Source organism: Nitratireductor sp. XY-223 (genome assembly GCF_004959855.1).
Taxonomy (GTDB): domain Bacteria; phylum Pseudomonadota; class Alphaproteobacteria; order Rhizobiales; family Rhizobiaceae; genus Hoeflea_A.
Map to the genome: position 1 here is coordinate 383560 of NZ_SPNT01000005.1, position 25489 is coordinate 409048.

General features: G+C 63.1%; 21 protein-coding genes. 6 read left to right on the forward strand and 15 right to left on the reverse strand.

Annotation, left to right across the window (positions count from 1 at the left end; translation table 11 throughout):
• Nucleotides 1–114 precede the first annotated feature (114 nt).
• Both E4M07_RS19105 and E4M07_RS19110 read right to left on the reverse strand, forming a co-directional pair.
• Nucleotides 115–1596, reverse strand: coding sequence for a di-heme oxidoredictase family protein (locus E4M07_RS19105; protein ID WP_136659970.1), 1482 nt, complete (start codon nucleotides 1594–1596; stop codon nucleotides 115–117).
• An 11-nt stretch (nucleotides 1597–1607) separates the two neighbouring features.
• Entirely contained in the window at nucleotides 1608–2882 is a 1275-nt protein-coding gene (locus tag E4M07_RS19110; protein ID WP_206057316.1) for an imelysin family protein, read from the reverse strand.
• Nucleotides 2883–3322: 440 nt separating this feature from the next.
• Here E4M07_RS19110 and E4M07_RS19115 point away from each other — a divergent pair, with 440 nt between their 5' ends.
• Entirely contained in the window at nucleotides 3323–5050 is a 1728-nt protein-coding gene (locus E4M07_RS19115) for a long-chain-fatty-acid--CoA ligase (RefSeq protein ID WP_136659972.1), read from the forward strand.
• Nucleotides 5051–5234: 184 nt separating this feature from the next.
• Complete coding sequence (pgi, locus tag E4M07_RS19120) at nucleotides 5235–6863, forward strand: glucose-6-phosphate isomerase (protein ID WP_136659973.1); 1629 nt, start codon at nucleotides 5235–5237, stop codon at nucleotides 6861–6863.
• Between the two features lie 7 nt (nucleotides 6864–6870).
• Here pgi and E4M07_RS19125 read toward each other — a convergent pair whose 3' ends face one another.
• Complete coding sequence (locus tag E4M07_RS19125; protein ID WP_136659974.1) at nucleotides 6871–7341, reverse strand: DUF1203 domain-containing protein; 471 nt, start codon at nucleotides 7339–7341, stop codon at nucleotides 6871–6873.
• A 126-nt stretch (nucleotides 7342–7467) separates the two neighbouring features.
• The gene (locus E4M07_RS19130; protein WP_136659975.1) at nucleotides 7468–8964 is read right to left on the reverse strand and encodes a CoA-acylating methylmalonate-semialdehyde dehydrogenase; all 1497 of its coding nucleotides are present in this window, start codon (nucleotides 8962–8964) and stop codon (nucleotides 7468–7470) included.
• A 127-nt stretch (nucleotides 8965–9091) separates the two neighbouring features.
• Here E4M07_RS19130 and E4M07_RS19135 point away from each other — a divergent pair, with 127 nt between their 5' ends.
• Entirely contained in the window at nucleotides 9092–9973 is an 882-nt protein-coding gene (locus tag E4M07_RS19135) for a LysR family transcriptional regulator (RefSeq protein WP_136659976.1), read from the forward strand.
• A gap of 120 nt (nucleotides 9974–10093) precedes the next feature.
• Here E4M07_RS19135 and E4M07_RS19140 read toward each other — a convergent pair whose 3' ends face one another.
• Genes E4M07_RS19140 through pyrC form a run of 5 tightly spaced genes read right to left on the reverse strand, consistent with a single transcriptional unit; the run spans nucleotide 10094 to nucleotide 15127 of the window.
• The gene (locus E4M07_RS19140) at nucleotides 10094–10855 is read right to left on the reverse strand and encodes a hypothetical protein (RefSeq protein WP_136659977.1); all 762 of its coding nucleotides are present in this window, start codon (nucleotides 10853–10855) and stop codon (nucleotides 10094–10096) included.
• A gap of 18 nt (nucleotides 10856–10873) precedes the next feature.
• Nucleotides 10874–12061, reverse strand: a complete 1188-nt coding sequence (locus E4M07_RS19145) for a carboxynorspermidine decarboxylase (protein ID WP_136659978.1) — start codon at nucleotides 12059–12061, stop codon at nucleotides 10874–10876.
• On the reverse strand, nucleotides 12054–13310 hold the full coding sequence (locus tag E4M07_RS19150; RefSeq protein ID WP_136659979.1) for a saccharopine dehydrogenase family protein: 1257 nt from the start codon (nucleotides 13308–13310) through the stop codon (nucleotides 12054–12056). Before E4M07_RS19150 ends, E4M07_RS19145 begins: the two co-directional genes overlap by 8 nt.
• Nucleotides 13311–13344: 34 nt before the next feature.
• Nucleotides 13345–14046: an orotate phosphoribosyltransferase gene (locus E4M07_RS19155; RefSeq protein WP_136659980.1), complete on the reverse strand. Its 702-nt coding sequence runs from the start codon at nucleotides 14044–14046 to the stop codon at nucleotides 13345–13347.
• Between the two features lie 37 nt (nucleotides 14047–14083).
• Nucleotides 14084–15127 (reverse strand): dihydroorotase, encoded by a 1044-nt coding sequence (gene pyrC / locus E4M07_RS19160; RefSeq protein WP_136659981.1) that lies wholly within the window; start codon nucleotides 15125–15127, stop codon nucleotides 14084–14086.
• A gap of 246 nt (nucleotides 15128–15373) precedes the next feature.
• Here pyrC and E4M07_RS19165 point away from each other — a divergent pair, with 246 nt between their 5' ends.
• Both E4M07_RS19165 and dddP read left to right on the forward strand, forming a co-directional pair.
• The gene (locus E4M07_RS19165) at nucleotides 15374–16411 is read left to right on the forward strand and encodes a M20/M25/M40 family metallo-hydrolase (RefSeq protein ID WP_136660018.1); all 1038 of its coding nucleotides are present in this window, start codon (nucleotides 15374–15376) and stop codon (nucleotides 16409–16411) included.
• 124 nt (nucleotides 16412–16535) lie between these two features.
• Nucleotides 16536–17867 (forward strand): dimethylsulfonioproprionate lyase DddP, encoded by a 1332-nt coding sequence (gene dddP / locus E4M07_RS19170; RefSeq protein ID WP_136659982.1) that lies wholly within the window; start codon nucleotides 16536–16538, stop codon nucleotides 17865–17867.
• A gap of 532 nt (nucleotides 17868–18399) precedes the next feature.
• On the opposite strand, the gene E4M07_RS19175 is transcribed toward dddP, so the two are convergent.
• From E4M07_RS19175 to E4M07_RS19195, 5 genes are all read right to left on the reverse strand, one after another.
• Complete coding sequence (locus tag E4M07_RS19175) at nucleotides 18400–19455, reverse strand: dipeptidase (protein WP_206057312.1); 1056 nt, start codon at nucleotides 19453–19455, stop codon at nucleotides 18400–18402.
• A gap of 20 nt (nucleotides 19456–19475) precedes the next feature.
• Nucleotides 19476–20369 carry an oxaloacetate decarboxylase gene (locus tag E4M07_RS19180; protein WP_136659983.1) on the reverse strand — a complete coding sequence of 298 codons (894 nt, stop codon included), beginning with the start codon at nucleotides 20367–20369 and terminating at the stop codon, nucleotides 19476–19478.
• A gap of 93 nt (nucleotides 20370–20462) precedes the next feature.
• Nucleotides 20463–21881, reverse strand: a complete 1419-nt coding sequence (locus E4M07_RS19185; protein WP_136659984.1) for a deoxyribodipyrimidine photo-lyase — start codon at nucleotides 21879–21881, stop codon at nucleotides 20463–20465.
• 10 nt (nucleotides 21882–21891) lie between these two features.
• Complete coding sequence (locus E4M07_RS19190; protein WP_246660510.1) at nucleotides 21892–22593, reverse strand: SDR family NAD(P)-dependent oxidoreductase; 702 nt, start codon at nucleotides 22591–22593, stop codon at nucleotides 21892–21894.
• A gap of 128 nt (nucleotides 22594–22721) precedes the next feature.
• Nucleotides 22722–23468 (reverse strand): DUF3750 domain-containing protein, encoded by a 747-nt coding sequence (locus tag E4M07_RS19195; protein ID WP_136659986.1) that lies wholly within the window; start codon nucleotides 23466–23468, stop codon nucleotides 22722–22724.
• A 103-nt stretch (nucleotides 23469–23571) separates the two neighbouring features.
• Here E4M07_RS19195 and E4M07_RS19200 point away from each other — a divergent pair, with 103 nt between their 5' ends.
• Nucleotides 23572–24339, forward strand: a complete 768-nt coding sequence (locus tag E4M07_RS19200; protein ID WP_136659987.1) for a DeoR/GlpR family DNA-binding transcription regulator — start codon at nucleotides 23572–23574, stop codon at nucleotides 24337–24339.
• A gap of 83 nt (nucleotides 24340–24422) precedes the next feature.
• On the opposite strand, the gene E4M07_RS19205 is transcribed toward E4M07_RS19200, so the two are convergent.
• Nucleotides 24423–25489: calcium-binding protein (locus E4M07_RS19205; protein ID WP_136659988.1), on the reverse strand; the 1067-nt coding region annotated here is incomplete at its 5' end.

Here is a 25489-nt window from a genome sequence, read left to right on the forward strand (position 1 = left end):
GACCGGCCGGCGCGCTTTATTAATTAAACGTTTGATTAAAACTCATAGATTGTCAAGCACGCTGAGGGTGCAATTCGCCGCAGTGCCAAACGAAAATTCAGTAACTATTTAAATTCATAGGGATTTCAGAAAAGCGATCAGTGCGATTCTTCGGTCTTTCGCCATGGCGGCAAACGCATCGCGGGCCGGCCGCGCTTCGCCGCCATGCCACAAAATGGCCTCTTCAAGGGTCCGGGCGCGGCCGTCATGCAGGTAGTTGCCCTGCCCGAGTACGGTCTCCGTCAGGCCGATACCCCAAAGCGGCGGCGTGCGCCATTCGCGCGCCAGTTCGGTGCCGCCCCCGTCGGCGAGACCGTCGCCCATGTCGTGGAGGAGGAAATCCGAATAGGGCCAGATGAGCTGGAAGTTGTTGGCCCCAGCCTCCTTGCCCCGCCACGTAACGAATTTCGGGCGGTGGCAGGATGTGCAGCCGGCGCCGTAAAACAGCTTCTTGCCCTCAAGAACCTGCGCATCGCCGACGTCGCGGCGTTTCGGAACGGCAATGCCGCCCACAAAGGCGGTGACAAGCTCGAGCACGGTGTCCGGCACCTCGACGGGGCCGAGGTGCGGCTGCGCCCCGTGCGGCCGCTCCAGGCAATCGGGCTGGAACGGCGTGCAATCGCCGGCATGGGCCGGAAACAGGGTCGTCGAAAGGCCGATATCATTGGCGAATGCGGAGGCTGACTGCGACCTGATGCTGTGCCGGGATGCCTTCCAGCCGTAACGACCGGCCACCTTTTTGCCGCTCTCGGGATCGACGACCCAGCGGATGCGGCCGGATATCCCGTCGCCGTCCAGGTCGTGCGGATCCTCCAGCGCCTGCAGGTCGCTCAAAACGATCTGTTCGACAAGGCCGAGGCCAATCATCGGCGGCGCCAGCCGCGGCGAGATCCACGTCTGGCTACCCAGTGGACCATGGGCAAGACCGGCAACGTTGTAAGCCGGTCTGCGCAGCCGCACTTCGGTTACGTCTGCAAGGCGCACGGGAACCGCCTCATAGACCGTCCTTGTCGTCGCCTCGGCCTTCAAACCCTGGACGGCGCGGGTCTGCAACTGGCCGCCATAGACCGGGTCGGCCTTTGCACCGGCCGTCAGCGCCAGGATCAGCGATCCTTCATTGCCCTGCCCGTCCGGAGCAAGCCCACGGCCATTGCGGATGTGGCAGCTTGAACAGGCGCGGGCGTTGAACAGCGGGCCGAGCCCGTCGGAGGCCTTGGTCGAGGCCGGGGCCGAGACCCAGAGCTTTTCAAACAGCGCTTCGCCGAGGACGAAGGCCTCGCGCCCGCCGAAACTGATATTGGCGGCCGGGAAGGAAAAGGACTTTCTGCCGGCGGCTTTGCGCAGGGTCGTCGCACCGCCCGGCATCGCCTCGAAGCGCTCGGGTTTGGAAAAGTCGGCGGTCGGCTGCGTGACCGCCCGCACCCTTTCAAGTTCGGCAGCGCTCAGGTGACCGCGCGCACCGGGAGCGGATGCGGCGGCCAGGCCAACAGCCGGCACCGCCGCAATGAGCACAAGCGTGATGGCATGCCGCCAGGTGACCGGCCAACGGTCACGCATGGTCCGGCGCCCTACTCGAACACGGCACTCGGATTGTCGAGGCTGTCGGAGCCCTCGAATTCCAGCGCGCCGATATCGAGCGCCGCAACGGCGCGTTCGATGGACTTGGTCTGCTTGACCAGCGCATCGATGGCGGCCTGGATCCGTGCATTTCCGGTCTTGTTGCCTTCGCCGATCTGCTGGTCATAGGCTTCGCCGCCCACGGCCGCATCGGCAATCGCCTTCATGGCGGCAACGGTGGCGTCGATATCTGTCCGCAGCTCCTTGTCGATATCGGCGTTCGACGCCTTCACCATGTCGGAGACGGAAGGGCCCTCGACCACCGATCCGTCGGTGCGGGTGTAGGACCCCTCGTAGACATTGCGGATGCCGATGGCGTCGTAAAGGTGCGAAATGTGCGTGTTGTCGGAGAAGCAGTCATGCTCCTCTTCCGGATCGTGCAGGAGCAGGCCGAGCTTCATGCGCTCTCCTGCGAGTTCGCCGTAGGACAGCGATCCCATGCCGGTGAGGATCGTGGCGATGCCCTGCTTGACTTCGCCGCCCATGACCGCCTTGCGCGCCTCGCCGTCGGTGCGCCAGTTGGCGACCATTTCTTCCAGATCGTCGACAAGCAGGTTCGCGGCCGCTGCCAGATACTCGGCGCGGCGGGCACAGTTGCCGCCCGTGCAGTTGTCGGGATCGAAATCCGTATAGGGCCGGTTGCCGGCGCCGGCTTCCGTTCCGTTAAGGTCCTGGCCCCAGAGCAGGAACTCGATGGCGTGATAGCCCGTGGCGACGTTGGCTTCGACGTCGCCCGCCTCATGCAGTTCTCCCGACAGGAAAGACGGCGAAATGACGCTGGTGTCGACATCCTTGCCGTTTACCTTGATCGACCGGTTGGCGATGATATTCGCCGTATAGAGCGGGTTGAGGTCCGAATCGCTGCCGTAGCTTGAATCGACATAGTCGATCAGCCCTTCGTCGAGCGGCCAGGCGTTGACCCGGCCCTCCCAGTCATCGACGATCGGATTGCCGAAGCGGAAGGCCTCGGTCTGCTGGTAGGGAATGCGCGCCGCCTTCCAGGCCTCGCGGGCACCCTTCATGGTCGCCTCGCTCGGATCCGCCACGAGCGCGCCGACGGCCACTTCCAGGGCCTTGGCCGTGTTCAGCGAATCCTCGTAATTGGCCTCGGCGATGTCGGCATAGGTCTTCAGGACGGCTTTGCCGTCCACTTCGGCCTGGACAGTGGGGGCCGATACGGCAGCCATGAGAAGGGCGAGCGGCGCGGCCCGGGCGATCTTGCTGATTCCATAAAACATTTGATGCTCCGGCTGATCGGTTGCGGCAGACTTGGACTTCCGGCCGGTCGGGTGATCCGTCGGCAACGCACAATCTGCTGCCGAAAGCCCCGCCCGGTCCTCTGTGCTAGAAACCTCTCCAATACATGAATGTCAAACTCTTATTTCAACAAATGCAAAGAAATTTCAAACGTTTAGATCAATTCTAATTTTTGCGCACCCATTCCCGGTCAGGCTTGCGGCCCTGGGCGCGGTCGTCCCTGCGCCTCCCTTTTTGGCGGACAATTGCCGGTCCGGTAAACTCAATTCTTACCTTTACGTAAAATGGCACTTGCACCGGAGGGCCCGTGACAATAAATCAGGAAGCGAGGGAGGCGTGTCCGGAATCCGCTCGCCGGACGGGCACGTGAACGAACAACCAGAGCGCTTGCGCAGCCCGGGAGGAATTCATGACAACAGCACCTGAGCAGAAGGACACGCCAGAGAAAACCGAAAAGGTGTGGCTGAAGTCATATCCCGAAGGCGTTCCCGCCGAGATCGGCGAACTGGAGCACGCATCCGTCGGCGCGCTGATCAAGAAGGCCTGCGAGGAAAATGCGTCGAAGCCCGCCTATACGTGCATGGGCAAGACGATCACCTATCGCGAGCTCGACACCTATGCCGCGCAGATCGGTGCGTGGCTGCAGTCGCTCGGCCTCGAAAAGGGCGACCGCGTCGCCATCATGATGCCGAACATCCTGCAGTATCCCATCGCGGCCGCGGCGGTCCTCGAGGCCGGTTATGTGGTCGTTAATGTCAACCCGCTCTACACGCCGCGGGAGCTCGAACACCAGCTCAAGGATTCCGGCGCCAAAGCGATCTTCATCCTGGAGAACTTCGCAACGACGCTGCAGGAGGTCATCGCCAGGACCGACATCGAGCATGTTTGCGTCGCGACGATGGGCGACATGATGGGACTGAAGGGCCACCTGGTGAATTTCGTGGTCCGGCGGGTCAAGAAGATGGTGCCCGACTGGTCGCTGCCGGGCCATGTTCCGTTCAAGCAGGCGCTGGCAGCCGGCGCCGGCAAGAGCTTCACCATGGCCGATGCCGGGCCGGACGACATTGCCTTCCTGCAGTATACGGGCGGCACGACGGGCGTTTCCAAGGGTGCGACCCTGAACAACCGCAACATCCTGTCGAACGCGGCCCAGAACCATGTCTGGCTGGAGGCGCTGAGGCGCAAGGAGGAACTGCCGGACCAAATGGTCTATATCTGCTGCCTGCCGCTCTACCATATCTTCGCGCTGACCGTGAACGCCATCATGGGCATGGACCAGGGCGCCCATAACATCCTGATCCCCAATCCGCGCGACATACCGGGTTTCGTCAAGGAACTCGGCAATCACCAGTACCACGTGCTGCCCGGCCTCAACACGCTGTTCAACGCGCTGCTGAACAACGAGGACTTCCGCAAGCTCGACTTCTCCGAGCTGCGGCTGACCATCGGCGGCGGCATGGCGGTTCAGCGTCCGGTGGCCGAGCGCTGGAAGGAACTGACCGGCTGCACGATCTCCGAGGGCTACGGCCTTTCCGAAACATCGCCGGTGGCTACCGCCAACCGGTTCGACGGCGACGGCGATTTCAGCGGCTCCATCGGCATGCCGATCCCGTCGACGGAGATCGATATCCGCTACGAGGACGGCACATCTTTGCCACTCGGCGAAGTGGGCGAGATCTGCATTCGCGGCCCGCAGGTCATGGTCGGCTACTGGAACCGCCCCGAGGAGACGGCGAAGGTGATGACCGAGGACGGCTACTTCCGCTCCGGCGACATGGGCTACATGGACGAGACCGGCTATGTGCGCATCGTCGACCGCAAGAAGGACATGGTCCTCGTCTCCGGCTTCAACGTCTATCCCAACGAGGTGGAGGAAGTGGCGGCCGGCCATGAAGGGGTGTTGGAGGCCGCGGTCATCGGCGTGCCGGACGAGCATTCCGGCGAGGTGGTCAAGATGTTCGTCGTCCGGTCCGATCCCAATCTCACCGAGGAGGACGTCCGGACCTGGTGCGCCGACAAGCTGACCAACTACAAGCGGCCGAAATATATCGAGTTCCGCGACGAATTGCCGAAAACCAATGTCGGCAAGATCCTGCGCCGCGAGCTGCGGGACGAAGCAACAGCCAAATCGGCCTGATCTGCGGGCACGTCACGAGACCGAAAGGACGCCGGGCCATGCCCGGCGTTTTCTTTTGCCAAGGTATTTAAATCGATTTGACCGACCGTTTCTGCTGTGCGACATAGCCGTCGCAATGGTCTAGTATGGGGTGCCGGCACCGCCGCTTGCGCGACTGGACCTCCAGAACAGAACAGGATGAGAAATGATCCCGGAAATCGGCAAGACACTCACCAGACTCCAGGTTCATCACGTCCAGAACATGCCGCTCGACATGCGCGCCGCCTTCGCCGACGATCCCGGCCGCTTCGACCGCTACTCGGCGCGGCTCGACGATCTCCTGCTCGATTATTCCAAATGCCCGGTCGATGACGAGACAATGCGGCTGCTCGAACAGCTCGCCGTCGATGCGCATCTCGCGGACAAGCGAGACGCCATGTTCGCAGGCGCCCATATCAACACCACCGAGGACCGCGCCGTGCTGCATACGGCGCTGCGCAACCGGTCGGACAATCCGGTTCTCGACGGCAAAACGGACGTCATGCCGCAGATCCGGGCAGTGCTCGACGCGATGGGCGCGTTCGCGGCCGGACTGCGCGACGGCACGATCACCGGCGCCACCGGCAAGAAGATCACGGATATCGTCAATATCGGCATCGGCGGATCGGACCTCGGGCCGGCGATGAGCTGCCAGGCACTGGCCCCCTATTGCGACGGCCCCAAGACCCATTTCGTCTCCAATATCGACGGTGCGCATATCGCCGATACGCTGGAAGGACTCGATCCTGAGACGACGCTGATCATCGTCGCGTCCAAGACCTTCACCACGATCGAGACCATGACCAATGCGGCGACCGCGCGGCGGTGGATCGCCGAGGCGAATGGCGAGGACGCCGTCGGCAACCATTTCGCAGCGGTCTCGACGGCGCTCGACAAGGTGGCGGAATTCGGCATTGCCGAGGAGCGTGTCTTCGGTTTCTGGGATTTCGTCGGCGGACGCTACTCGATCTGGTCGGCCATCGGCCTGCCGCTGATGATCGCCATCGGGCCGCAGCGCTTCGCCGCGTTCCTCGAGGGCGCGCACCATCTCGACAACCATTTCCGCACCGCGCCGGTGACGGAGAACCTGCCGATGCTGCTTGGCCTTATCGGATTCTTCCATCGCGCCGTCTGCAATTGGGAATCGCGTGCGGTGATCCCCTACGACCAGCGGCTTGCGCGCCTGCCGGCCTATCTGCAGCAGCTCGACATGGAATCGAACGGCAAGAGCGTTCGGATCGACGGATCGGCCGTCGAAGGCCCGACTGGCCCGCTTGTCTGGGGCGAGCCCGGCACCAACAGCCAGCATGCCTTCTTCCAGCTCCTGCACCAGGGCAGCGACATCATTCCCGTCGAATTCATTATCGCCGCCAAGGGGCACGAGGACGATCTTCGGCACCAGCACGACCTCCTCGTCGCCAATTGCCTGGCGCAGTCGGAGGCGCTGATGCGCGGTCGCACGCTCACGGAAGCCCGCTCGCAGATGCAGGCCAAGGGAGCGGATGACACGCTTGCCCCGCACCGGGTCTTTTCCGGCAACCGGCCGTCGCTGACGCTGGTCCACGAGAAGCTCACGCCCTATGCGCTCGGCCGGCTGATCGCGCTCTATGAGCACCGGGTGTTCGTCGAGGCGCAGCTCTTCGGCATCAACGCCTTCGACCAGTGGGGCGTCGAACTGGGCAAGGAGCTGGCGACCGCGCTGCTTCCGGTGGTCGAAGGCAAGGAGAGCGCCGCGGGCCACGACAGTTCCACGGCCGGTCTCGTCGCGTTCATCCGGGGCGAACAGAGGGGCTGAACGCCCTTCAGCCGCGTTCGACCCGGCAGTAGAAGCAGTTGTTGCTTGCCGAGCGAACGTGGATGAAGGCGATCTGCGGGTTCACGAAGATACGCTCGCACGCGGCGTGAACGTCGGACGTCGCGACCACCTTGCCGGTTCCGTAGCGAATGCGTTCATCCGCCGTGTAGCCACGGACAATGAACTGTGGTGGTGTGGTCATGACTTCCGGCAGTTCGCCACTCTCATCATGGCGTTCGCACCGGTCGGCGCACAGGAAGATCGGCCCCATTTCGGCGTAGGGCTGGACACTGCCGAACGGCCTGTGGCCGACGACCAGGAAGTCCTTGCCCGCCCCGACGAAATTCAGGCAGTGCCGGCACGGCACGCCCTGCCCGTCCGACGTATAGACTTCCGGGTTCTGTCCGTTGGAATCGGCGCCGCCGGCCTGCAGGGCGCGGACGGTATCGGTGGAAAGGGCCTTGAATACAATCGACATTTCACATCTCCGGCTGGTTGCTTCCCGGAGAAATGCCGCATGGGATAAAGAAACGATATCCGCTTGTTGCCCTGCAATTGAAACGCCCGCCGGAGCGGCGGGCGTCTTACAGTCAGACCGGTCCGATCAGTTCATCGTCGGGATGACGAACTCGGCGCCGTCCTTGACGCCTGAGGGCCAGCGCGAGGTGACCGTCTTGGTCTTGGTGTAGAAGCGGAAGGCGTCGGGGCCGTGCTGGTTGAGGTCGCCAAAGGCCGAGCCCTTCCAGCCGCCGAAGGTGTAATAGGCGATCGGCACGGGGATCGGCACGTTGACGCCGACCATGCCGACCTGGACACGCGCAGCGAAATCGCGGGCGGCATCCCCGTCGCGGGTGAAGATGGCGACGCCGTTGCCGTATTCGTGCTCGCTCGGCAGGCGCAGCGCGTCCTCGTAAGTGTCGGCACGCACGACCGACAGCACCGGGCCGAAAATCTCTTCCTTGTAGATGCGCATGTCGGGCGTGACATTGTCGAACAGGCAGCCGCCCATGTAGTAGCCGTTCTCATAGCCCTGCATCTTGAAGTCGCGGCCGTCGACGACGAGCTTGGCGCCTTCCTCGACGCCGAGATTGACATAGCCCTTGACGCGCTCCAGTGCCTCACCGGTGACCAGCGGCCCGAAATCAGCCGACGGGTCGGTGGACGGACCCACCTTGAGGCTCTCCACACGCGGCGCCAGCGCTTCGACGAGGCGGTCCGCCGTCTGCTGGCCGACGGGAACGGCGACGGAAACCGCCATGCAGCGCTCTCCGGCCGAGCCGTAGCCGGCACCGACCAGCGCGTCGACCGCCTGGTCCATATCGGCGTCCGGCATGATGATCATGTGGTTCTTGGCGCCGCCGAAACACTGCACGCGCTTGCCGTTGTCGCAGCCGCGGCTGTAGATGTACTGGGCGATCGGGGTCGAGCCGACAAAGCCGATGGCCTTGATGTCGGGATCGTCGAGGATCGCGTCGACCGCTTCCTTGTCGCCATTGACGACATTGAGGACGCCTTCCGGCAGGCCGGCCTCGACGAACAGCTCCGCAATGCGCATCGGAACGCCCGGATCGCGCTCTGAGGGCTTGAGGATAAAGGCATTGCCGACGGCGATCGCCGGCGCGATCTTCCACAGCGGAATCATCGCCGGGAAGTTGAACGGCGTGATGCCGGCGACGACACCGAGCGGCTGGCGCATGGAATAGACATCGATGCCCGGGCCCGCACCGTCGGTGAACTCGCCCTTCATCAGGTGCGGCGCGCCGATACAGAATTCGACGACCTCGAGGCCGCGCTGGATATCGCCCTTGGCATCGGGGATCGTCTTGCCGTGTTCCCTGGCCAGAAGCTCGGCGAGAGAATCGTATTCCTGGTGAACGAGATCGAGGAACTTCATCAGGACGCGGGCGCGCCTTTGCGGGTTCATCGCCGCCCATTCCGGCTGCACCGCCTTGGCGTTTTCGACCGCCGCGCGCATTTCCGCCGCGCTCGCGAGGGCAACCTTGCCCTGCACCGTTCCGTCCATGGGCATCAGCACGTCGGCCGTGCGCCCGCTGGTCCCGGCGACCGTCTTGCCGCCGATAAAGTGTCCGATTTCACGCATCGCAATCCTCCATGTGGTTGGCTGCATTCTGCGCTTTAATATTTGAAAATCAACGCGCAGACTTTCTCAACCGTTGTGCGCATATTATAGTTCGGCCGTTTCCGTGCACTCTGGCTGAAAGAATGACATGAACTGGGACGATGTGCGAATATTTCTGGCGGTCGCGCGCGCCGGGCAGGTCCTTTCTGCATCGCGGCGGCTGGGTCTGAACCACGCCACCGTCGGCAGGCGGGTCGGCGCGCTGGAGGAGGCCCTGCAATCGAAGCTGCTCATCCGCCGCACCAACGGCTGCGACCTGACGCCGGAGGGCGAAGCGTTCATGCACGCCGCCGAGCGCATGGAGGCGGAGATGCTATCGGCCCGTTCCGCCGTCGGCATGACGGACACGGACGTGACGGGCGCGGTGCGCATCGGTGCGACGGACGGTTTCGGCATCGCCTTCCTTGCGCCTCGCCTCGGAAAACTCACCGAGCGCTATCCGGGCCTCAAGATCCAGCTCGTCCCGGTGCCGCTGAGCTTTTCCCTTTCGCGCCGCGAGGCGGACGTGGTCGTCACCGTCGAGCGGCCGGATACCGGCCGACTCATCACCCGCAAGCTGGTCGACTACACGCTGGCGCTTTACGCCTCGAAGGACTACCTCGCGCGCCACGGCACGCCTGCGGACGAGGACGCGCTGAAACAGCACCGGCCGATCGGCTATGTCGAGGACCTGATCATGTCGCCGCGCCTGCACTACCGGTCGGAGTTCGCGCGCAACTGGGAATCGGATTTCGAGATCTCGGCCGTGCTCGGACAGGTGGAAGCCGTGCGGGCCGGCGCCGGCATCGGCATCCTGCACACGTTCCTGGCGCGCGCCCACCGGGAGCTGGTGCCCGTTCTGCCGCAAAAACGCGTCGAGCGCACCTACTGGATCGTCTATCACGAGAACCTGCGCAACATCCGCCGCATCAAGGCGGTCGTCGATTTCATCGCCGAGGAAACGGACCGGAAAAAAAGCCAGTTCAGCTGATATTCCAGAGGCTTAACGCCGGTTATGTTGCAGTGCAGCATAGGAAATTGCGCGCAAAATGCTGCAGTCATGCTGCGCAGCATTTTTTGCAGCATAAGTGCAGCATTTTCGCGCGCCGCGCTACCGCGAACGCTGCTGCGCGGCTTCTTCGGCAAGCAGGAGCGCCACGTCGAAGACCTGTTCGTTGGAGCGCCTCAGCCGTTCGGCGTCCTCCGGCTCGAGCGGGTCGAGGAAGGTGCGCCCGTGGGGCAAGGCATCCCAGACCGTCAGCATCGAAACGGCCTTGACTCCGAAGCGTTCGGCGACGGCGGCAACCGCCGATGTTTCCATGTCGATGGAGAGCAGGCCTTCGGCGGCCCAGCCGTCGCACATTTCATCCGACTGGGCGAACAGGCTCGGCCATGTCAGGTGAAAGGCCCTTTGCGTCTCCACCGCCCGGTCGGTCAGATACCGTTCGGCGCGGTTCACCCAGTCCGCATCGGTGCGCACCGTCGCGCCGGCGCCGTAATGCTGCGAGACGCCGTCACGGGCCGCACAGGACTCCGGCAGGATGACCTTGCCGGTCGAGGCCTCGGGGTCGAGCGTGCCGCAGGTGCCGATCTGGATCAGAAGCGGCGTACCGAGATGGGCGAAAATATGCGCCGGCTCCACCGCCCGCGCGGCGCCGTAGGCGCAGCAATAGACCACATCCGCGCCATTCCATTTGCCGGCAAACATATCCGGGAACGCAAGCTCGCGGACATCCGAGAGATGCGACAGCCTGTTTTCGGTGGCCGTCTTGCGCCACCAGGTGCCCTCGAGGATCAGCGCCGCCGGTTCCCGGCCTTGCGGTACGTCAAGCGCCTCGCGCCAGATGTCGTCGGCATAGTCAAGGATTGCCATGATCGAACCCTTTTGGTTTCAGGAAAGCCGTCCCTCGAAATCGGCATAGGAGAATTCGCGGACGACTTCCAGCGCATCGGTGCGGCTATCCCACAGCGCCAGCGCCGGCAGGGGCGTTCCGTTGAACGTCGTCGCCTTGACCATCGTGTAATAGCCGAGGTCGAGGAAGACCAGCCGGTCGCCGACCCGCGGCGGTTTGTCGAAACGGTAGGTGCCGATGATGTCGCCGGCGAGGCAGGTCGGCCCGCCGAGCCGCACGATATTCGGTTCATCCGGCGTCGCCTTCGCATTGCGCGACAGGGTCTGTGCGCCGAGCACGTCGGGCGTGAAGGGTGCCTCGATGACATCCGGCATGTGGCAGGTGGCCGACGCATCCATGATCGCCAGTTCGCCGACATTGCTGCTACGGTCGAGCACCTCCGAGACCAGGGCACCCGCATGAAGCCCGACCGCGGTCCCGGGCTCCAGGTAGACCGTCAGGCCTGTCCGTTCCCGGAAGTCCCTTAGCCGCCTGATCAATTCGTCAACCGGGAAACCGTCTTCCGTGATCAGCAGGCCGCCGCCGAGATTGATCCAGTCGATCGCCCCGAACAGGTGCCCGCAGTTATCCTCCACCGCCGCCAGCATGCGATCGAAGGCGCCGTAGGGATGGTCGCACAGGGCGTGAATGTGGATGCCGGACAGACCGTCGAGGTCGGCGGCGGTGAGGTCCCCTACCGGTACGCCGAGGCGCGACCAGGGCGCACAGGGATCGTAGAGCGGGTTTTCCACCTCGTTGTGGCCCGGATTGACCCGCAGGCCGAAGCGGACGTCCGCCGTATCCTCAAGCCGGCTGCGGAAACGCCGCCACTGGCCAAGCGAGTTGAGGATCAGGTGGTCGGCATAACCGAGCATCTCGCCGATGTCCGCCGCCTTCAGGCCGGGTGCGTAGGCGTGCATCTGGCCGCCGAAACGGGTCTTGCCGAGACGGGCCTCGTAAAGCCCGCTCGCGGCCGTTCCCGACAGGTATCTCGAGACCAGATCGGCGACCGCAAAGCAGGAAAAGGCCTTGAGCGCGAGCAGGATCTCGACGCCGCTCTCATCGCCGACACGCTTCAGCAGTTTCAGATTGCGTTCAAGGCGCGCGAGGTCAAGCACGTGGCAGGGGCTCGGAAGGCGCGCCGTGTCGAGACGGCCGAATTGCGTTGCGGCAGACAAATCACGCATCGGCGGGATAGGGCCAGCTACCGTCGAGCGGCAGTTCCTCGACCTGCCAGTCGATGCCGACCTGCGGCATCGCGGCGAGGAACGGATCGGGATCGAGCTCCTCGACATGCACCATGGTCTGCGGGTTCCAGGTCCCGTCGGCGATCAGCCGCGCTGCTGTGACGACGGGCACACCGGTGGAATAGGAGATCGACTGGCTGCCGACCTCGCGGAAATTCGCCTCGTGATCGCAATTCGACCAGATGAAGAAGCGCTTCTCGCGACCGTTCTTCCTGCCGCGCACGTCGACGCCGATGCAGATCTTGCCCGTGTAGCCTTCTGCCAGCGAGGCCGGGTCCGGCAGAAGCGCCTTGACCACACGGTTCGGCGCGACCTTGACCCCGTCCACCTCCACAGGAACCGACGAGGTCAGGCCAAGATAGTCCAACACATTGAAAACATTGAGGTAATGTTCGCCGAAACCCATCCAGAAAGTGATGCGCGGCGTGTCGGGAAAATTGACGGCCAGCGACTGCAGCTCGTCATGGCCCATCGAATAGACGCGGTGCGTTCCGACTTCCGGAAGCGTCACGTCCATCCAGTGGGAATGGCGCGGAATGGTCTTCCAGGCGCCGTCCTCCCAGGTGACGACGTCCTCCTTGATCTCGCGCAGATTGATGTCGGCGTCGAAATTGGTGGCGAAATAGCGCCCGTGGCTGCCGGCATTGACGTCTATGATGTCGATGGCGTCGATCGTGTCCAGAAGGTGCTTGCGCGCATAGGCGCAGAAGATATTGACGACGCCCGGATCGAACCCCATGCCGAGAAAGGCGTTCACCTTCTTCTCAGCGAATTTCGGGCGGCGCGGCCACTCCACGTAGGAATACCAGGGCGGATCGATGTTCTCGATGAATTCGTCCTCGGCCAGCGCGGTATCGAGATAGCTGGCGCCCGTTTCCAGGCAGGCGTCGAGGATCGTCGCATTACAGTAGGACGAGGCGACGTTGAGCACGATCCTTGCGTCGAGGTCGCGGATCAGGGCAATCATCTCGCCCGGATCGCGGGCATCGACCGCGCGGACGGACAGGAAAGGCCCGTCGTCCTCGCCGCCCCAGCGCGCCTGGATGTCAGCCGCGATCCGCTCCAGCTTGTCGCGATTGCGCGCGGCGAGCGTGATCGTGCCGAAATCGTCCCGGAACTGCACCGCCTTGTTGGCGACAACCTGGCCGACGCCGCCGGCTCCGACGATCAGAAGGTTGGGCTTTACCATCAGCATCTCCCGTCAAAAGAGACAAACAAACGGATCAGGGTTTTTCGGGAAGCTCCGAAATTCCGCCGTTGCGGCTGGACCATTCAAGCGGTGCATTGAGGAAGGCTTCCACCTCGGTCAGGGTCTTTTCATCGAAATAGCCGTTCTTGCGCGACAGCGCCAGCACATCCCACCAGGTGGCAAGGTAGTGCAGCGTCATGCCGTTCGCCTTGAGGCGCTCGGGCGCGTCCTTGAAAATATCGTAGTAGAAAATAGCGAATGTGTGATCGATGGTGGCGCCCGCCTTGCGGATCGCCTCTGCGAACTTGATCTTGCTGCCGCCGTCGGTGGTCAGATCCTCGACCAGGATCACCCGGCTGCCTTCCGGCATCTCGCCCTCGATCTGCGCGTCGCGGCCGAATCCCTTCGGCTTCTTGCGGATATACTGCATCGGCAGGCCCATGCGCTCGGCGATCCAGGCGGCAAACGGGATCCCTGCAGTCTCGCCCCCGGCGACGCTGTCGAACTGCTCGAAGCCGGCCTCGCGCAGGATCGTGCCGACCGCGAAATCCATGATGGCGGAACGGACGCGCGGATGGGAAATCAGCTTGCGGCAATCGATATAGACCGGGCTGGCAAGCCCCGAGGTGAAGGTGTAGGGCTCATCGGAGCGGAAATGCACCGCCTTGATTTCGACCAGCATCTTGGCAACCAGCTCCGCGGTCAACGCTCTGTCCGGATATGTGTTTGAAAACATGTCTATTTCCTCGTTTGTCAGCCAGACCCCGGGGGCCTCAATCCTGTACAACATCCCAATGCAGCGGGAACATCGGATCAAACACCGTGACCGGTCCCAGCGCCGTCTCGATCTTTTCCGGATAGGCCACGGGCTCGGCACGGCGCACCAGGCGGGTCGTTTCTTCATTTGCCGGCAAACCGTAAAAGGCGGGCCCGTTCAGCGAGGCGAATGCCTCCAGCCTGTCGAGTGCGCCCTCCTCCTCGAACACATGCGCCAGGCACGACAGCGTGTTGATTGCCGAAAATACGCCGGCACAGCCACAGGCGCTTTCCTTCGCCGGATCAAGATGCGGCGCGGAATCGGTTCCGAGAAAAAACCGCCGGTTTCCCGAGGTGGCGGCCCGGCGCAGCGCCAGGCGGTGGCTTTCGCGCTTGGCCACCGGCAGGCAGTAGTAATGCGGCCGTATGCCGCCGGCCAGGATGGCGTTCCGGTTGATGATCAGGTGGTGCGTCGTGATCGTCCCGCCGATGCCGTCCGGCCCGTTCTCGACATAGTCCACGCCGTCGCTGGTGGTGATATGTTCCATGACGATCCTGAGGCCCGGGAACTTCCGACGGACCGGCTCCAGAACACGCTCGATGAAAACCGCCTCGCGGTCGAAGATGTCGACATCGGCGTCGGTGACCTCGCCATGCACGCAAAGCGGCACGCCGGCCTCGGCCATGCGCTCGAAGACCGGGTAGACCGTTTCGATATTGCGCACACCGCTATGGGAATTGGTGGTCGCGCCGGCCGGATAGAGCTTGACGGCGGCAATTGCGCCGCTTTGGTATCCGGCGACCACGTCGCCGGCGTCCGTGTCCTCGGTCAGGTACAGCGTCATCAGCGGCGTGAAGTCATCGCCTTCAGGCAGCGCCCTTTCAATCCGCGCCCGGTAGTCCGCCGCCATGGCGGTCGTCGCGACATGCGGCACGAGGTTGGGCATGATGATCGCGCGGCCAAAATGCCTGCTGGTGTAAGGCAGCACCGCCTCCAGCATCTCGCCGTCGCGCAGATGCAGATGCCAGTCGTCCGGGCGGCGTATCGTAAGTTCCTGCATGGCTGTCCGTCTCGTCGCGGCGCGGATCAATCGGGCACACCGCGCTTCTGAAATTTTCCGGCTTCCATACAGTCAAATTGCGACGAGAACCAGAGTAGGCGGTTCGGTTTGCCGATGTTTACCGCAATTTTCTGGTCCCTCGACCCGCCGGCAAGGTTCGCAATTTTGCTGTTCTCGCAGCCGCACAGCTTCTATGATCCGCGCTGCTGCAACATGACTTACGAGATCAAGGGAAAGCCGAACAACATGAATGTGGATCTTCTGCGCCGCCTTTGCGAGACACCGGGCGTTCCGGGCCACGAATACCGTGTCCGGGAGCTCATAGAAGCGGAGGTCAAGCCGCTGTTCGACGACATTGCCGTCGATCCGATGGGTTCGCTCATCTGCCGGCGCGAGCCGCGCAAGAAGGTCAAGCAACCCCGTAAAGTCATGCTGCTTTGCCACATGGACGAGATCGGTTTCCTCGTCTCGCACATCACCGACAAGGGATTCATCTATGTCCACCCGGTCGGCGGTTTCGATGCCCGCAATCTGTTCTCCCGCCGCGTCGTTGTCACGACCGACGGCGGCGACCTGAAGGGCGTGATGAATCCGGGCGGGCGGCCGATCCATATCGCAACGCCCGAGGAACGCAAGAAAGTGCCTGAGGTCAGCGAGTTCGTCATCGATCTCGGCCTCGGCGAAAAAACCCGCGACCATGTCAAGGTCGGCGACATGGTGACCATGGATGAACCGCTGATCGAGATCGGCGACAAGATCGTCTCCAAAGCCCTCGACAACCGGGTCGCCTGCTGGCTCGGGATCGAGGCGATCCGCGCCCTCGGCAAGGTCAAGCACGGCTGCGAGATCCATGTCGCCTTCACCTGCCAGGAAGAGGTCGGCCTGCGCGGCGCGCGCACCGCGTCCTTCGCCGTCAAGCCGGATATCGGAATCGGCATCGACACGACCCTTGCCTGCGACACACCCGGCGTTCCCGAGCAGGACCGCACGACACAGCAGGGCAAGGGCTTCGGCCTGCATGTCAAGGATTCCAGCTTTATCGCCGACCGCCAACTCGTGAACGAGATCGAGGCCATCGCCGTCAAGCAGAAGATACCCTATCAGCGCACCATGCTGAGGGCGGGCGGTCAGGACGGGGCTGCGGCACAGCAGGCCGCGGCGGGCGCCCGGGCGGTCGGTATCGTCGTCGGCACGCGCTATATCCATACGGTGACCGAGATGATCCACCGCAGCGACCTGGAGGCCGCCCGCGACATATTGGCCGCCTACCTAAAGCAAGCCTAGGGCACGATTTTTCGCACTGCAGGAGGCGCAATCCGGATTTTTCAGGTCGCGCCTAAAGGCGCATGGAAGACGATTTTCGGTGACGTTCGCTCCAGTGACGGGCGACGGAACGGAGCCAACAAAAATGAGCGTGTTTTCGGTTTCAAACCAGAAGATAGACCCCTCCCGGCGCCGGGCGAGCGGATTGAAGCCGGACGGCACGGCCGACGACAACGACCGCGTCGAGATCGGGCCAACCGCGCTTGCCTTTGCCGAATGGGAGGCCGCCGGGCTGACGCCGCCCAATCTGGAATGCATGCGCCAGTTCCGGCTCGACCGGCTGGTCGCCGAAATCCGCAAACGCGACTACGCGGGACTGCTTTGTTTCGACCCGCTCAATATCCGCTACGCCACCGACACGACCAACATGCAACTGTGGACCGCGCACAACTTCGCGCGCGCCTGCTTCGTCTCCGCCGACGGCTACATCGTGCTTTGGGATTTCCACAATTGCGATCATCTTTCGGCGCATACCCCGCTGGTGCGCGAGGTGCGCCACGGCGCCAGCTTCTTCTATTTCGAGAGCGGCGAAAGGGTCGAGGAGCACGCGGCGAAATTCGCCGCCGAACTGGACGATCTCTTGCGCGTACACGGCGGCGCCAACCGGCGGCTTGCCGTCGACAAGATCGAGACCGCCGGCTACGCGGCCTTGCAAAAACTCGGAGTCGAGATCTTCGAAGGCCAGGAAGTCACCGAACTGGCGCGGGTCGTCAAGGGACCGGACGAGATCCTCGCCATGCGCTGCGCCATGCATTCCTGCCAGGCGGCTGTCGCCGAGATGCAGGCGCGGATGGAACCGGGCATCACCGAGAACGATGTCTGGGCCGAGCTGCATGCCGGCAATATCCGCCGCGGCGGCGAATGGATCGAGACCCGGCTGCTGGCCTCCGGGCCGCGCTGCAATCCGTGGTTCCAGGAATGCGGCCCGCGCGTCATTCAACAGGGCGAGCTGCTTGCCTTCGACACCGACCTCATCGGCACCTACGGCATGTGCGTCGACTTCTCGCGCACCTGGATGGTCGGTGATTTCATGCCCACCAACGAACAGAAGGATCACTACCGGGTGGCGCATGAGCACATCACCGCCAACAGGGAGTTGATGGTGCCGGGCATGACGTTCGAGGAGATGACCCTCAAGGCCCACCGGCTGCCGGAACGCTTCCGCAACCAGCGCTACAGCTGCCTGGCGCACGGGGTCGGCCTTTGCGACGAATATCCGGCGATCCGGTATCCGGAAGACTTCGAGGCCTGCGGCTACGGCGGCGCACTTGAGCCCGGCATGGTCATGACCGTCGAGGCCTATATCGGCGCCGACGGCGGTCAGGTCGGCGTCAAGCTTGAGGACCAGTTGCTGATTACCGAGACCGGCCACGAGAACCTGACAACCTACCCGTTCGAGGAGCGGCTGCTGGGGTAGCTTTTTGTTATCCTCACGCCGTTGTTTGCGCTCACGGCCGCACCGCCGCTGCGCGGCTGGCCTGCGCGGGCGCGCCGCAAAGGCGGCGACGGCCGGTCGGCCTTGCGAAGCGCCCTGCGCTTCGAACTCTTTCCTCTCGCTATCTCTCAGGGAAAATGAATCCGGTGCGAAGCACCGCAAGCGCGACTGCGCGTCGGGCCTAGTGGCCCGCCCTCGCGGAGCATAGGCCCGAAGGGCCGCTCATGCGTGAGCGCTAACTTAATTTATGCGCTCACGGCCGCACCGCCGCTGCGCGGCTGGCCTGCGCGGGCGCGCCGCACGAGCGGCGACGGCCGGTCGGCCTTGCGAAGCGCCCTGCGCTTCGAACTCTTTCCTCTCGCTATCTCTCAGGGAAAAAAGAATCCGGTGCGAAGCACCGCAAGCGCGACTGCGCGACGCCGATCGTTCGGCGCCCCGTCCGGAGGTTAACGGCGAAGCCGCGCTCAACCGTGAGCACGACCAAAGAGCGGCGGTACGGCCGTGAGCGAAAAAACTATTCTCCCCAGGTCTTTTCCAGAACCCGCAGCCAGTTGCCGTGGCACAGTTTCGCCAACAGCGCGTCATCATAACCATGGCCGCGCATGGCCTCGACAAGGTCCGGCAGGCCGGCGGCGTTCCTGATCGCCTTCGGCACCACCGCGCCGTCGAAATCGGAACCGAAGCCAACCCGGTCCTCGCCGAGAATTGCGATCAGGTGATCGAAATGGCGCAGCATCTGTTCGAGCGGAACGTCGGATAACATCCTGCCGTCCTCGCGCAGGAAGGCGGCGGCGAAATTGACGCCGACCATGCCGTCGCTCTCGGCAATCGCCGCAAGCTGCTTGTCGGTGAGGTTGCGCACATGCGGGCAAAGGGCATGGGCATTCGAGTGGGTGGCGACCAGCGGCGCATCACTGAGGCGCGCGACGTCCCAGAAACCTTTTTCGGTGATGTGCGACAGGTCGATCAGGACGCGCAGCGCATTGCAGCGGCGCACCAGCTTCGCACCGTGCTCGGTCAGCCCCGGCCCGGTATCCGGTGATCCCGGAAAGCGGAACGGCACACCTGCGCCGAAAATCGTCGGCCGGCTCCAGACCGGACCGAGGGAGCGCAGGCCGGCGCGGTAAAAGACGTCGAGCGCGTGAAGATCGGCGTCGATGGCTTCGGCGCCTTCCATGTGCATGAGGGCTGCGATCGTCCCGGTTTCGAGGCAAGCAGCGATGTCGGCGGCACTCAGGCAGATCTTCAATGCGCCCAGTTCCTCGAGGCGGACAAGGATCGCCACTTCCTCCATGGCGATCTGGACAGCGTTCTTGACGCCGACCGGCTCCGGTAGGCCGATGTCGTATTTTTCCGCCTTCATCGCCTCGAAATCGTCGTCGAGCGTGTTCTCTGTCGGTATCCAGATGGCGAAAAACCCGCCGCCAAATCCGCCGGTCCGGGCCTTGGGCACGTCGATGTGGCCCTTGGTGCCGGTCAGGAACGCCTTCGCGGCGTCGACGCCGCCGGATTTCAGGGTGCGCGTCAGCACATCATTGTGGCCGTCAAAAACAAGCGTCGTTGGTATCACCGCATCTTTCCCGTTCGTTGTCAGTCTTTTGCTTGTGCGAGAGATTTGGCGAAATCAAGTTCGCGCTGCTCGGCTTCGCGCATCTGCGGCAGGCCGACGATCGCGGTGAATTCGTCGAATGTGACCATTCGGTCTCTTGCGTTGGCGCTGGTTCCATCTGCCTGGATCGAAGCGTAAAGGTCGATCAGCGCCTTCGTCATGGTGAAGATGGAACTCAGCCCCCACAGGCCGCAGGCGTACCCGATCTCCTGCAATTCGGACGCGTCGCGGTCGGGCGTCATGCCGAAATCGATCATGTTGGCCAGGTGAAGCCCGCCGAGATCGCCGATGATCCGCCGCATCTGCTCGACGCTGGTCGGGGCCTCGACGAAGAGCATGTCGGCGCCGGCCTCGCGATAGAGCCCGCCCCGCTCGATGGCCGCTTCAAGGCCCTCGACCGCCAGCGCATCGGTGCGCGCCACGACCACAAGATCGCCGTCGGTCCGCGCATCCGCCGCCGCCTTGACCTTGGCAATCATCTCCTCCACCGGCACGACGGCCTTGCCGGGCGTATGACCGCAGCGTTTGGGAAAGACCTGATCCTCTATGAAAAAGCCGGCGACACCCGCGCGCTCCAGCTCGCGTGTCGTGCGGCGCACATTGGAGACATTGCCGAAACCGGTGTCCGCGTCGACAAAGAGCGGAATGTCGACCGCGCCTGTTACGCGTCGATAGTGTTCGGCAAGTTCCGCCAGCCCGAGTTGCGAGCTGTCCGGGGCGGCAAGCAGCGAGCCGGTAACCGGAAAGCCGCCCATGACGATCGCATCGAAGCCGGCCCGTTCGGCGAGTTTTGCCGAAAGCGCGTCATGCGCGCCGGGCATGACGAGGAATTCCGGCGCTTGCAGCAGCGCCCGCAGGCGCGTCGTCGGTCTCATGGAACGGTTCCTCTCGGGTGGACTTTGGGTTGCCTCGCGCAGCTTCCACGTTCACGCCGCGCTTCGCAAGTGCGAGGACCAGCCAAAACGGTTTCAGCTCTCGGATTTCATTGACTGAAAAGCCGCCAGGGCGCGTTCCCGCGAGGCCTTGAGATCGACGATTGGTGCGGGATATGTCTCGCCCAGCCGAATGCCGGACTGCTGCAGCGCAGTTTCGGGCGCCTCCCAGGGATTGAACAGGAACTTGTCCGGCAGTGCGGCCAGTTCCGGCACGAAGCGGCGCGTGTAGGATCCGTCCGGGTCGAATTTCCGGCCCTGTGTCACCGGGTTGAAGATGCGGAAATAGGGTGCGGCATCAGCGCCGCATCCGGCGATCCACTGCCACCCGGCGCTGTTGTTGGCGAGGTCGGCGTCGACCAGGCAATCGTAAAACCAGCGCTCGCCGTAGCGCCAGTGCTGCAGCAGGTTCTTGACCAGGAACGAGCCGACGATCATGCGCAGGCGGTTGTGCATATAGCCGGTCTGCCACAATTCGCGCATGCCGGCGTCGACAATCGGAATGCCGGTTCGTCCGTGTCGCCAGGCATCCAGCGCCGCCGCATCTTCCTGCCATGGAAAGGCAGAGAAGGACGGCTGCAGGTTTTCTTCCGGCAGGTCCGGGAAATGGTAGAGAAGCGAATGGGAAAACTCCCGCCAGCCCAGTTCGTAACGAAAATGGTCCCGGTCCGGATCGGCCGGCCCGGCGGACACCGCGTGCCAGACCTGATGCGGCGATATCTCGCCGAAATGCAAATGCGGAGAAAGGCGCGAGACGTTGCCCCGCGCGGGGAAATCGCGGCCTTCCCTGTAGCCCGCAAGCCCGTCGTCGAGAAACCGCTCGAGCTGTGCCCGCGCGCCCGCCTCGCCTACCTGCCAATGTGCGCCGAGCTTCTTGTCCCAGCGTATTTCGGGGAGAAGCCGCAGATCATCGAGCGTCAGCGCGTCCGGGTCAGTGACCGTTTCCAATCTCTTCGGCGGCGCGACCGGCGGGCGCGGCGGCGGCGCCTGCAGGCAGCCTTTGCGGAAGAACGGCGTGAATACCCGATAGGGTGTGCCGTCCGCCTTGAGCACCTGCCAGGGCTCCCAAAGCAGCGATCCGTTTTCGCTGTGGACCGGAATGCCTTTCTCGGTCAGCATCGTTTTGATCGCGCTGTCGCGTTTGATACGCCAGGGCTCGTAGCAACGGTTCCAGTAAACACCGCTGGTATCGTGGCGCTCCCGAAGATCGGCAATGATCTCGTCGGCGCGTCCGCGATAGAGCTGCAGGCCGCCGCCGAGCGCCGCATCGAGGCCGGCAAGCGAATGGTGTAACCACCAGCGAGCCGCCCCACCGATCCTGTGCCGGCCAGCCGTCTCATCGTCAAGGATGTATATGGGCAGGATCCGCCCGGCCGTGGCGGCGAGGGAAAGCGCAGGGTTGTCATGAAGGCGCAGATCCTGGCGGAACCAGACGATGGCGGTTTGCGATGTCATTGCCGCTCCATCAGGCCGGAATCCTCCGTCCGTCCCAGGCAAAACAGCGGCCTGTATCTTCCGGTGTCAGTCCTTCGATGACATCGAGCAGCCGGCCGGCCGCGTGATCAGCGCTAAAAAGCCCGCCGGGCTTCACAGCCGCCTGGAACGGTTTCGACAGCTTGCTGTCGACGGTGCCGGGATGCAGCCCGACAACAACCGATTGCGGGTTGCGGCGCGCCAGTTCAATGCTCGCCGTCCTGATGATCATGTTCAGTGCCGCCTTGGAGGCTCTGTAGCCGTACCAGCCGCCAAGCCGGTTGTCGCCGATGCTGCCGACCCGCGCCGAGAGCGCGGCAAAAACAGCACGGCCCTCGCGCCGCAGCAGCGGACCGAAATGTTTGAGCGCCAGTGCCGGGATGATGGTGTTGGCAAAATAGAGCCGTTCGAGGGCCTCGGCCGAAATATCCCGCAAGGCCTTTTCGGGGCGAACCAATTCGTCGTGCAACAGGCCGGTGGCGATGAGGACCATATCGACTGGTCCATCGGCTGCAATCTGTTCGGCGACTGCCTGTAGCAATGCCTCATCACGGAAGTCAGCCTTGTGGTGCACTGCGTGGGTGGCATCCGCCGCGACATCGGTGCGCGCGACGGCATGCAGGCTTATGGTGTCGTTGCGCTCCAGCAAGGCTTTCACAAATGCCGAACCGATCGCGCCGCTGGAACCGATCACCACTGCATGTCCGGGAAATTCTTCCAGCGCACATAACTCCTTTGACCGACCGAACATCATTCGACCGCCGTTTCGGGGAACTAGGGTCGGAGGTGAAGACAATCAAGGCTTCGCGCAAGCCTGTTGTGCTACGGCATCGAAACCGGGCGCATTCCGAGCCGTCCGATCCCCGGCAGTTTCAAGGCCGGTCGCAGGATGTCGAGGCCGAGTGTCTGGCCGAAGGCATGCAACTCCAGCCCTTCAACCGATGCAACGCCCGCACCACCGTAACCGGCTATGGAAATCTGCCAGCCGGTTCCGGACGGCATCTTCATGAGCGACAACCAGCGGGGTGTGTAGTCCTTTCCGACCGCAAGCGAAGGAAGCGATACCTTGAGTTCCGGCACCTGCCGCGCGATCGTGGCGATAAAGGTGTTGGAATTGGGGCCCGGCCAAAGCACATAGCTGCCATTTTCAGCGTGGGGATAATTCGCAACGGCCTGCCTGATGCGCGGAATCATTGCGGCGGCGCCTGGGCCGCGTGCTTCAAACAGGACCTGCGGTGTGTTGCCGGCCCAGCGGCCGTCGGGTGGACCAATGCTCTCCCGCAATGCCCGGCCCCAGCCCATGACGTCATATCGGACATAGTCCGCTGCACCCTCCTCCTTGAAAGCGATCCAGGAATGAACACCGAAAATGCCGCGCCAGCGATAGGCGCGCGCCGCATAGATCTGAACAACGGCCGCAGTCACTTCGGAAGGATCCGGCGCCAATCCGGCGCTGGACCAGTCGGCCTGGCGCCAGTGAACATGCCGGTCCTGCACTGCATACAATACCGCCTGCGCCACGAGCGGCAGGACGAAAGCCAGCACCAGCACAATTATCGCCTTGATCATGCCGGCAGATTAGGAAAGGGCGGGACGCTGATCAACAGAAGCCGAACCGGCATTTGATCTTTTGCCGGAATGTGAATTATTAGGTGCCATAAAGGGAGGGATCATGGCACAGCCGCTGCAGCCCAGACAGATCGACATACTCGACATCGCCCGTCGCGAAGGCCGGGTCGAGGTGGAGAGCCTTGCGGCGCATTTCGCCGTCACGCCGCAGACGATCCGAAAAGATCTCAACGAGCTGTGCGACCTGGAAAAACTGCAACGCGTGCACGGCGGTGCCGTTTATCCTTCGAACACTGCGAACCTCGCTTACCAGGCGCGCCGCGACATGGCCTCTGAAGGCAAGGCGCGTATCGCCGAAGCGGCAGCGGGGATCATCCCGAACAACTCGTCGCTCATCCTCAACATCGGGACGACCACGGAACAGGTCGCCCATGCGCTGCGCCGCCACGTCGGGCTGATGGTGATCACCAACAATCTGAATGTCGCGTTCATCCTCTCCGAAGCCGAGGACGTCGAGGTGGTGATCACCGGCGGAATGGTGCGCAAGAGCGACCGCGGGATCATCGGCGCGGCGGCCGTCGACCTCATCCGCCAGTTCCGGGTGGATTTCGCCATCATCGGCGCTTCGGCGATCGACGACGGGGGCGAACTGCTCGACTTCGACTATCGCGAAGTGCGTGTCGCGCAGGCGATCATCGAGCAGGCGCGCAAGAAGATCCTCGTCGCCGACCACATGAAATTCCAGCGCCGGGCGCCGGTGCAGATCGGCAGCCTGAAGGATATCGACTATTTCGTCACCGATGCCCCGCCGCCCAAACCGATCGAGCGGCTCTGCCGCGAGGCGCGGGTGGAACTCGTCGTGGCGGGGTGAGGCTCGGTTGGCTTATAGGCCAAACGTCATCCGACCGGAGAGAGTCGGTTACTACGGGGGTACAGCGCGTTTCAAGTATCTGACTAGGCAAACAGAAAATCTGAAGCGTCGAACAATCCGGCGGCCCCGACCGCGAGAATGGTGTTTCCGTCAAAGTCAATCTGTGCATCGCTACCCACAGTCGTGATGGTGAGGTCGCTCAGCGAATTGACGTTGCCGTTCGACGAGAAATCGATCATATCGCTGCCGTTTTCCCAGTCGCCTATGGTGTCGAAGCCTGTAATGCCGGTGAAAACGAAGTAGTCTGAGCCTGTGCCACCGAACAGCGTATCGTTGCCGGAGCCTCCGGTCAGGATGTCGTTGCCGCCGTTGCCAAAAAACAAAATGGACGAGGTCATGCCCGTCGCGTTAATTGTGTCGTTTCCGGCGCTCCCATTCACCTGCTCAATAGACGTTGCCAGTCCGGCAAGGGCAATATTCGCGGCGCTCCGGAAAATTAACCGATCATAGCCCGAACCACCGTCAAAGGACGTGTCAGCCGAATCGCCGTATATCCGGTCATCGCCGGCACCGCCATCAAACTGATCAGCGCCCGCGTCGCCAACAAGCGTGTCGTTGCCATCGCCACCATTGAGCTGGTCCGAGCCTTCTCCACCGAACAGCGTGTCGTTGCCGCTGCCGCCTGTAAGCGTATCGTTGCCGCTTTCACCAAAAAACAAATTGGACGAGGTCATGCCCGTCGCGTTAATTGTGTCGTTTCCGGTGCTCCCATTCACCTGCTCAATAGACGTTGCCAGTCCGGCAAGGGCAATATTCGCATCGCTCCGGAAAATTAACCGATCGTAGCCCGAACCACCGTCAAAGGACGTGTCAGTCGAATCGCCATATATCCGGTCATTGCCTGCACCGCCATCAAACTGATCAGCGCCCGCGTCGCCTACAAGCGTGTCGTTGCCATCACCACCATTGAGTTGGTCCGAGCCTTCTCCACCGAACAGCGTGTCATTGCCGCTGCCGCCTGTAATCGTATCGTTGCCGCCGTTGCCAAAAAACAAAATGGACGAGGTCATGCCCGTCGCGTTAATTGTGTCGTTTCCGGCGCTCCCATTCACCTGCTCAATAGACGTTGCCAGTCCGGCAAGGGCAATAT

Excerpts from the sequence above, each read along its gene's own strand:
- dddP (WP_136659982.1), top strand. The coding sequence starts at position 16,536 with ATGAGCGTGTTTTCGGTTTCAAACCAGAAGATAGACCCCTCCCGGCGC.
- E4M07_RS19130 (WP_136659975.1), bottom strand. The coding sequence starts at position 8,964 with ATGCGTGAAATCGGACACTTTATCGGCGGCAAGACGGTCGCCGGGACC.
- E4M07_RS19125 (WP_136659974.1), bottom strand. The coding sequence starts at position 7,341 with ATGTCGATTGTATTCAAGGCCCTTTCCACCGATACCGTCCGCGCCCTG.
- E4M07_RS19135 (WP_136659976.1), top strand. The coding sequence starts at position 9,092 with ATGAACTGGGACGATGTGCGAATATTTCTGGCGGTCGCGCGCGCCGGG.
- E4M07_RS19115 (WP_136659972.1), top strand. The coding sequence starts at position 3,323 with ATGACAACAGCACCTGAGCAGAAGGACACGCCAGAGAAAACCGAAAAG.
- pgi (WP_136659973.1), top strand. The coding sequence starts at position 5,235 with ATGATCCCGGAAATCGGCAAGACACTCACCAGACTCCAGGTTCATCAC.
- E4M07_RS19105 (WP_136659970.1), bottom strand. The coding sequence starts at position 1,596 with ATGCGTGACCGTTGGCCGGTCACCTGGCGGCATGCCATCACGCTTGTG.
- E4M07_RS19140 (WP_136659977.1), bottom strand. The coding sequence starts at position 10,855 with ATGGCAATCCTTGACTATGCCGACGACATCTGGCGCGAGGCGCTTGAC.
- E4M07_RS19200 (WP_136659987.1), top strand. The coding sequence starts at position 23,572 with ATGGCACAGCCGCTGCAGCCCAGACAGATCGACATACTCGACATCGCC.
- E4M07_RS19155 (WP_136659980.1), bottom strand. The coding sequence starts at position 14,046 with ATGTTTTCAAACACATATCCGGACAGAGCGTTGACCGCGGAGCTGGTT.
- E4M07_RS19195 (WP_136659986.1), bottom strand. The coding sequence starts at position 23,468 with ATGATCAAGGCGATAATTGTGCTGGTGCTGGCTTTCGTCCTGCCGCTC.
- pyrC (WP_136659981.1), bottom strand. The coding sequence starts at position 15,127 with ATGCAGGAACTTACGATACGCCGCCCGGACGACTGGCATCTGCATCTG.
- E4M07_RS19165 (WP_136660018.1), top strand. The coding sequence starts at position 15,374 with ATGAATGTGGATCTTCTGCGCCGCCTTTGCGAGACACCGGGCGTTCCG.
- E4M07_RS19150 (WP_136659979.1), bottom strand. The coding sequence starts at position 13,310 with ATGGTAAAGCCCAACCTTCTGATCGTCGGAGCCGGCGGCGTCGGCCAG.
- E4M07_RS19185 (WP_136659984.1), bottom strand. The coding sequence starts at position 21,881 with ATGACATCGCAAACCGCCATCGTCTGGTTCCGCCAGGATCTGCGCCTT.
- E4M07_RS19145 (WP_136659978.1), bottom strand. The coding sequence starts at position 12,061 with ATGCGTGATTTGTCTGCCGCAACGCAATTCGGCCGTCTCGACACGGCG.
- E4M07_RS19180 (WP_136659983.1), bottom strand. The coding sequence starts at position 20,369 with ATGAGACCGACGACGCGCCTGCGGGCGCTGCTGCAAGCGCCGGAATTC.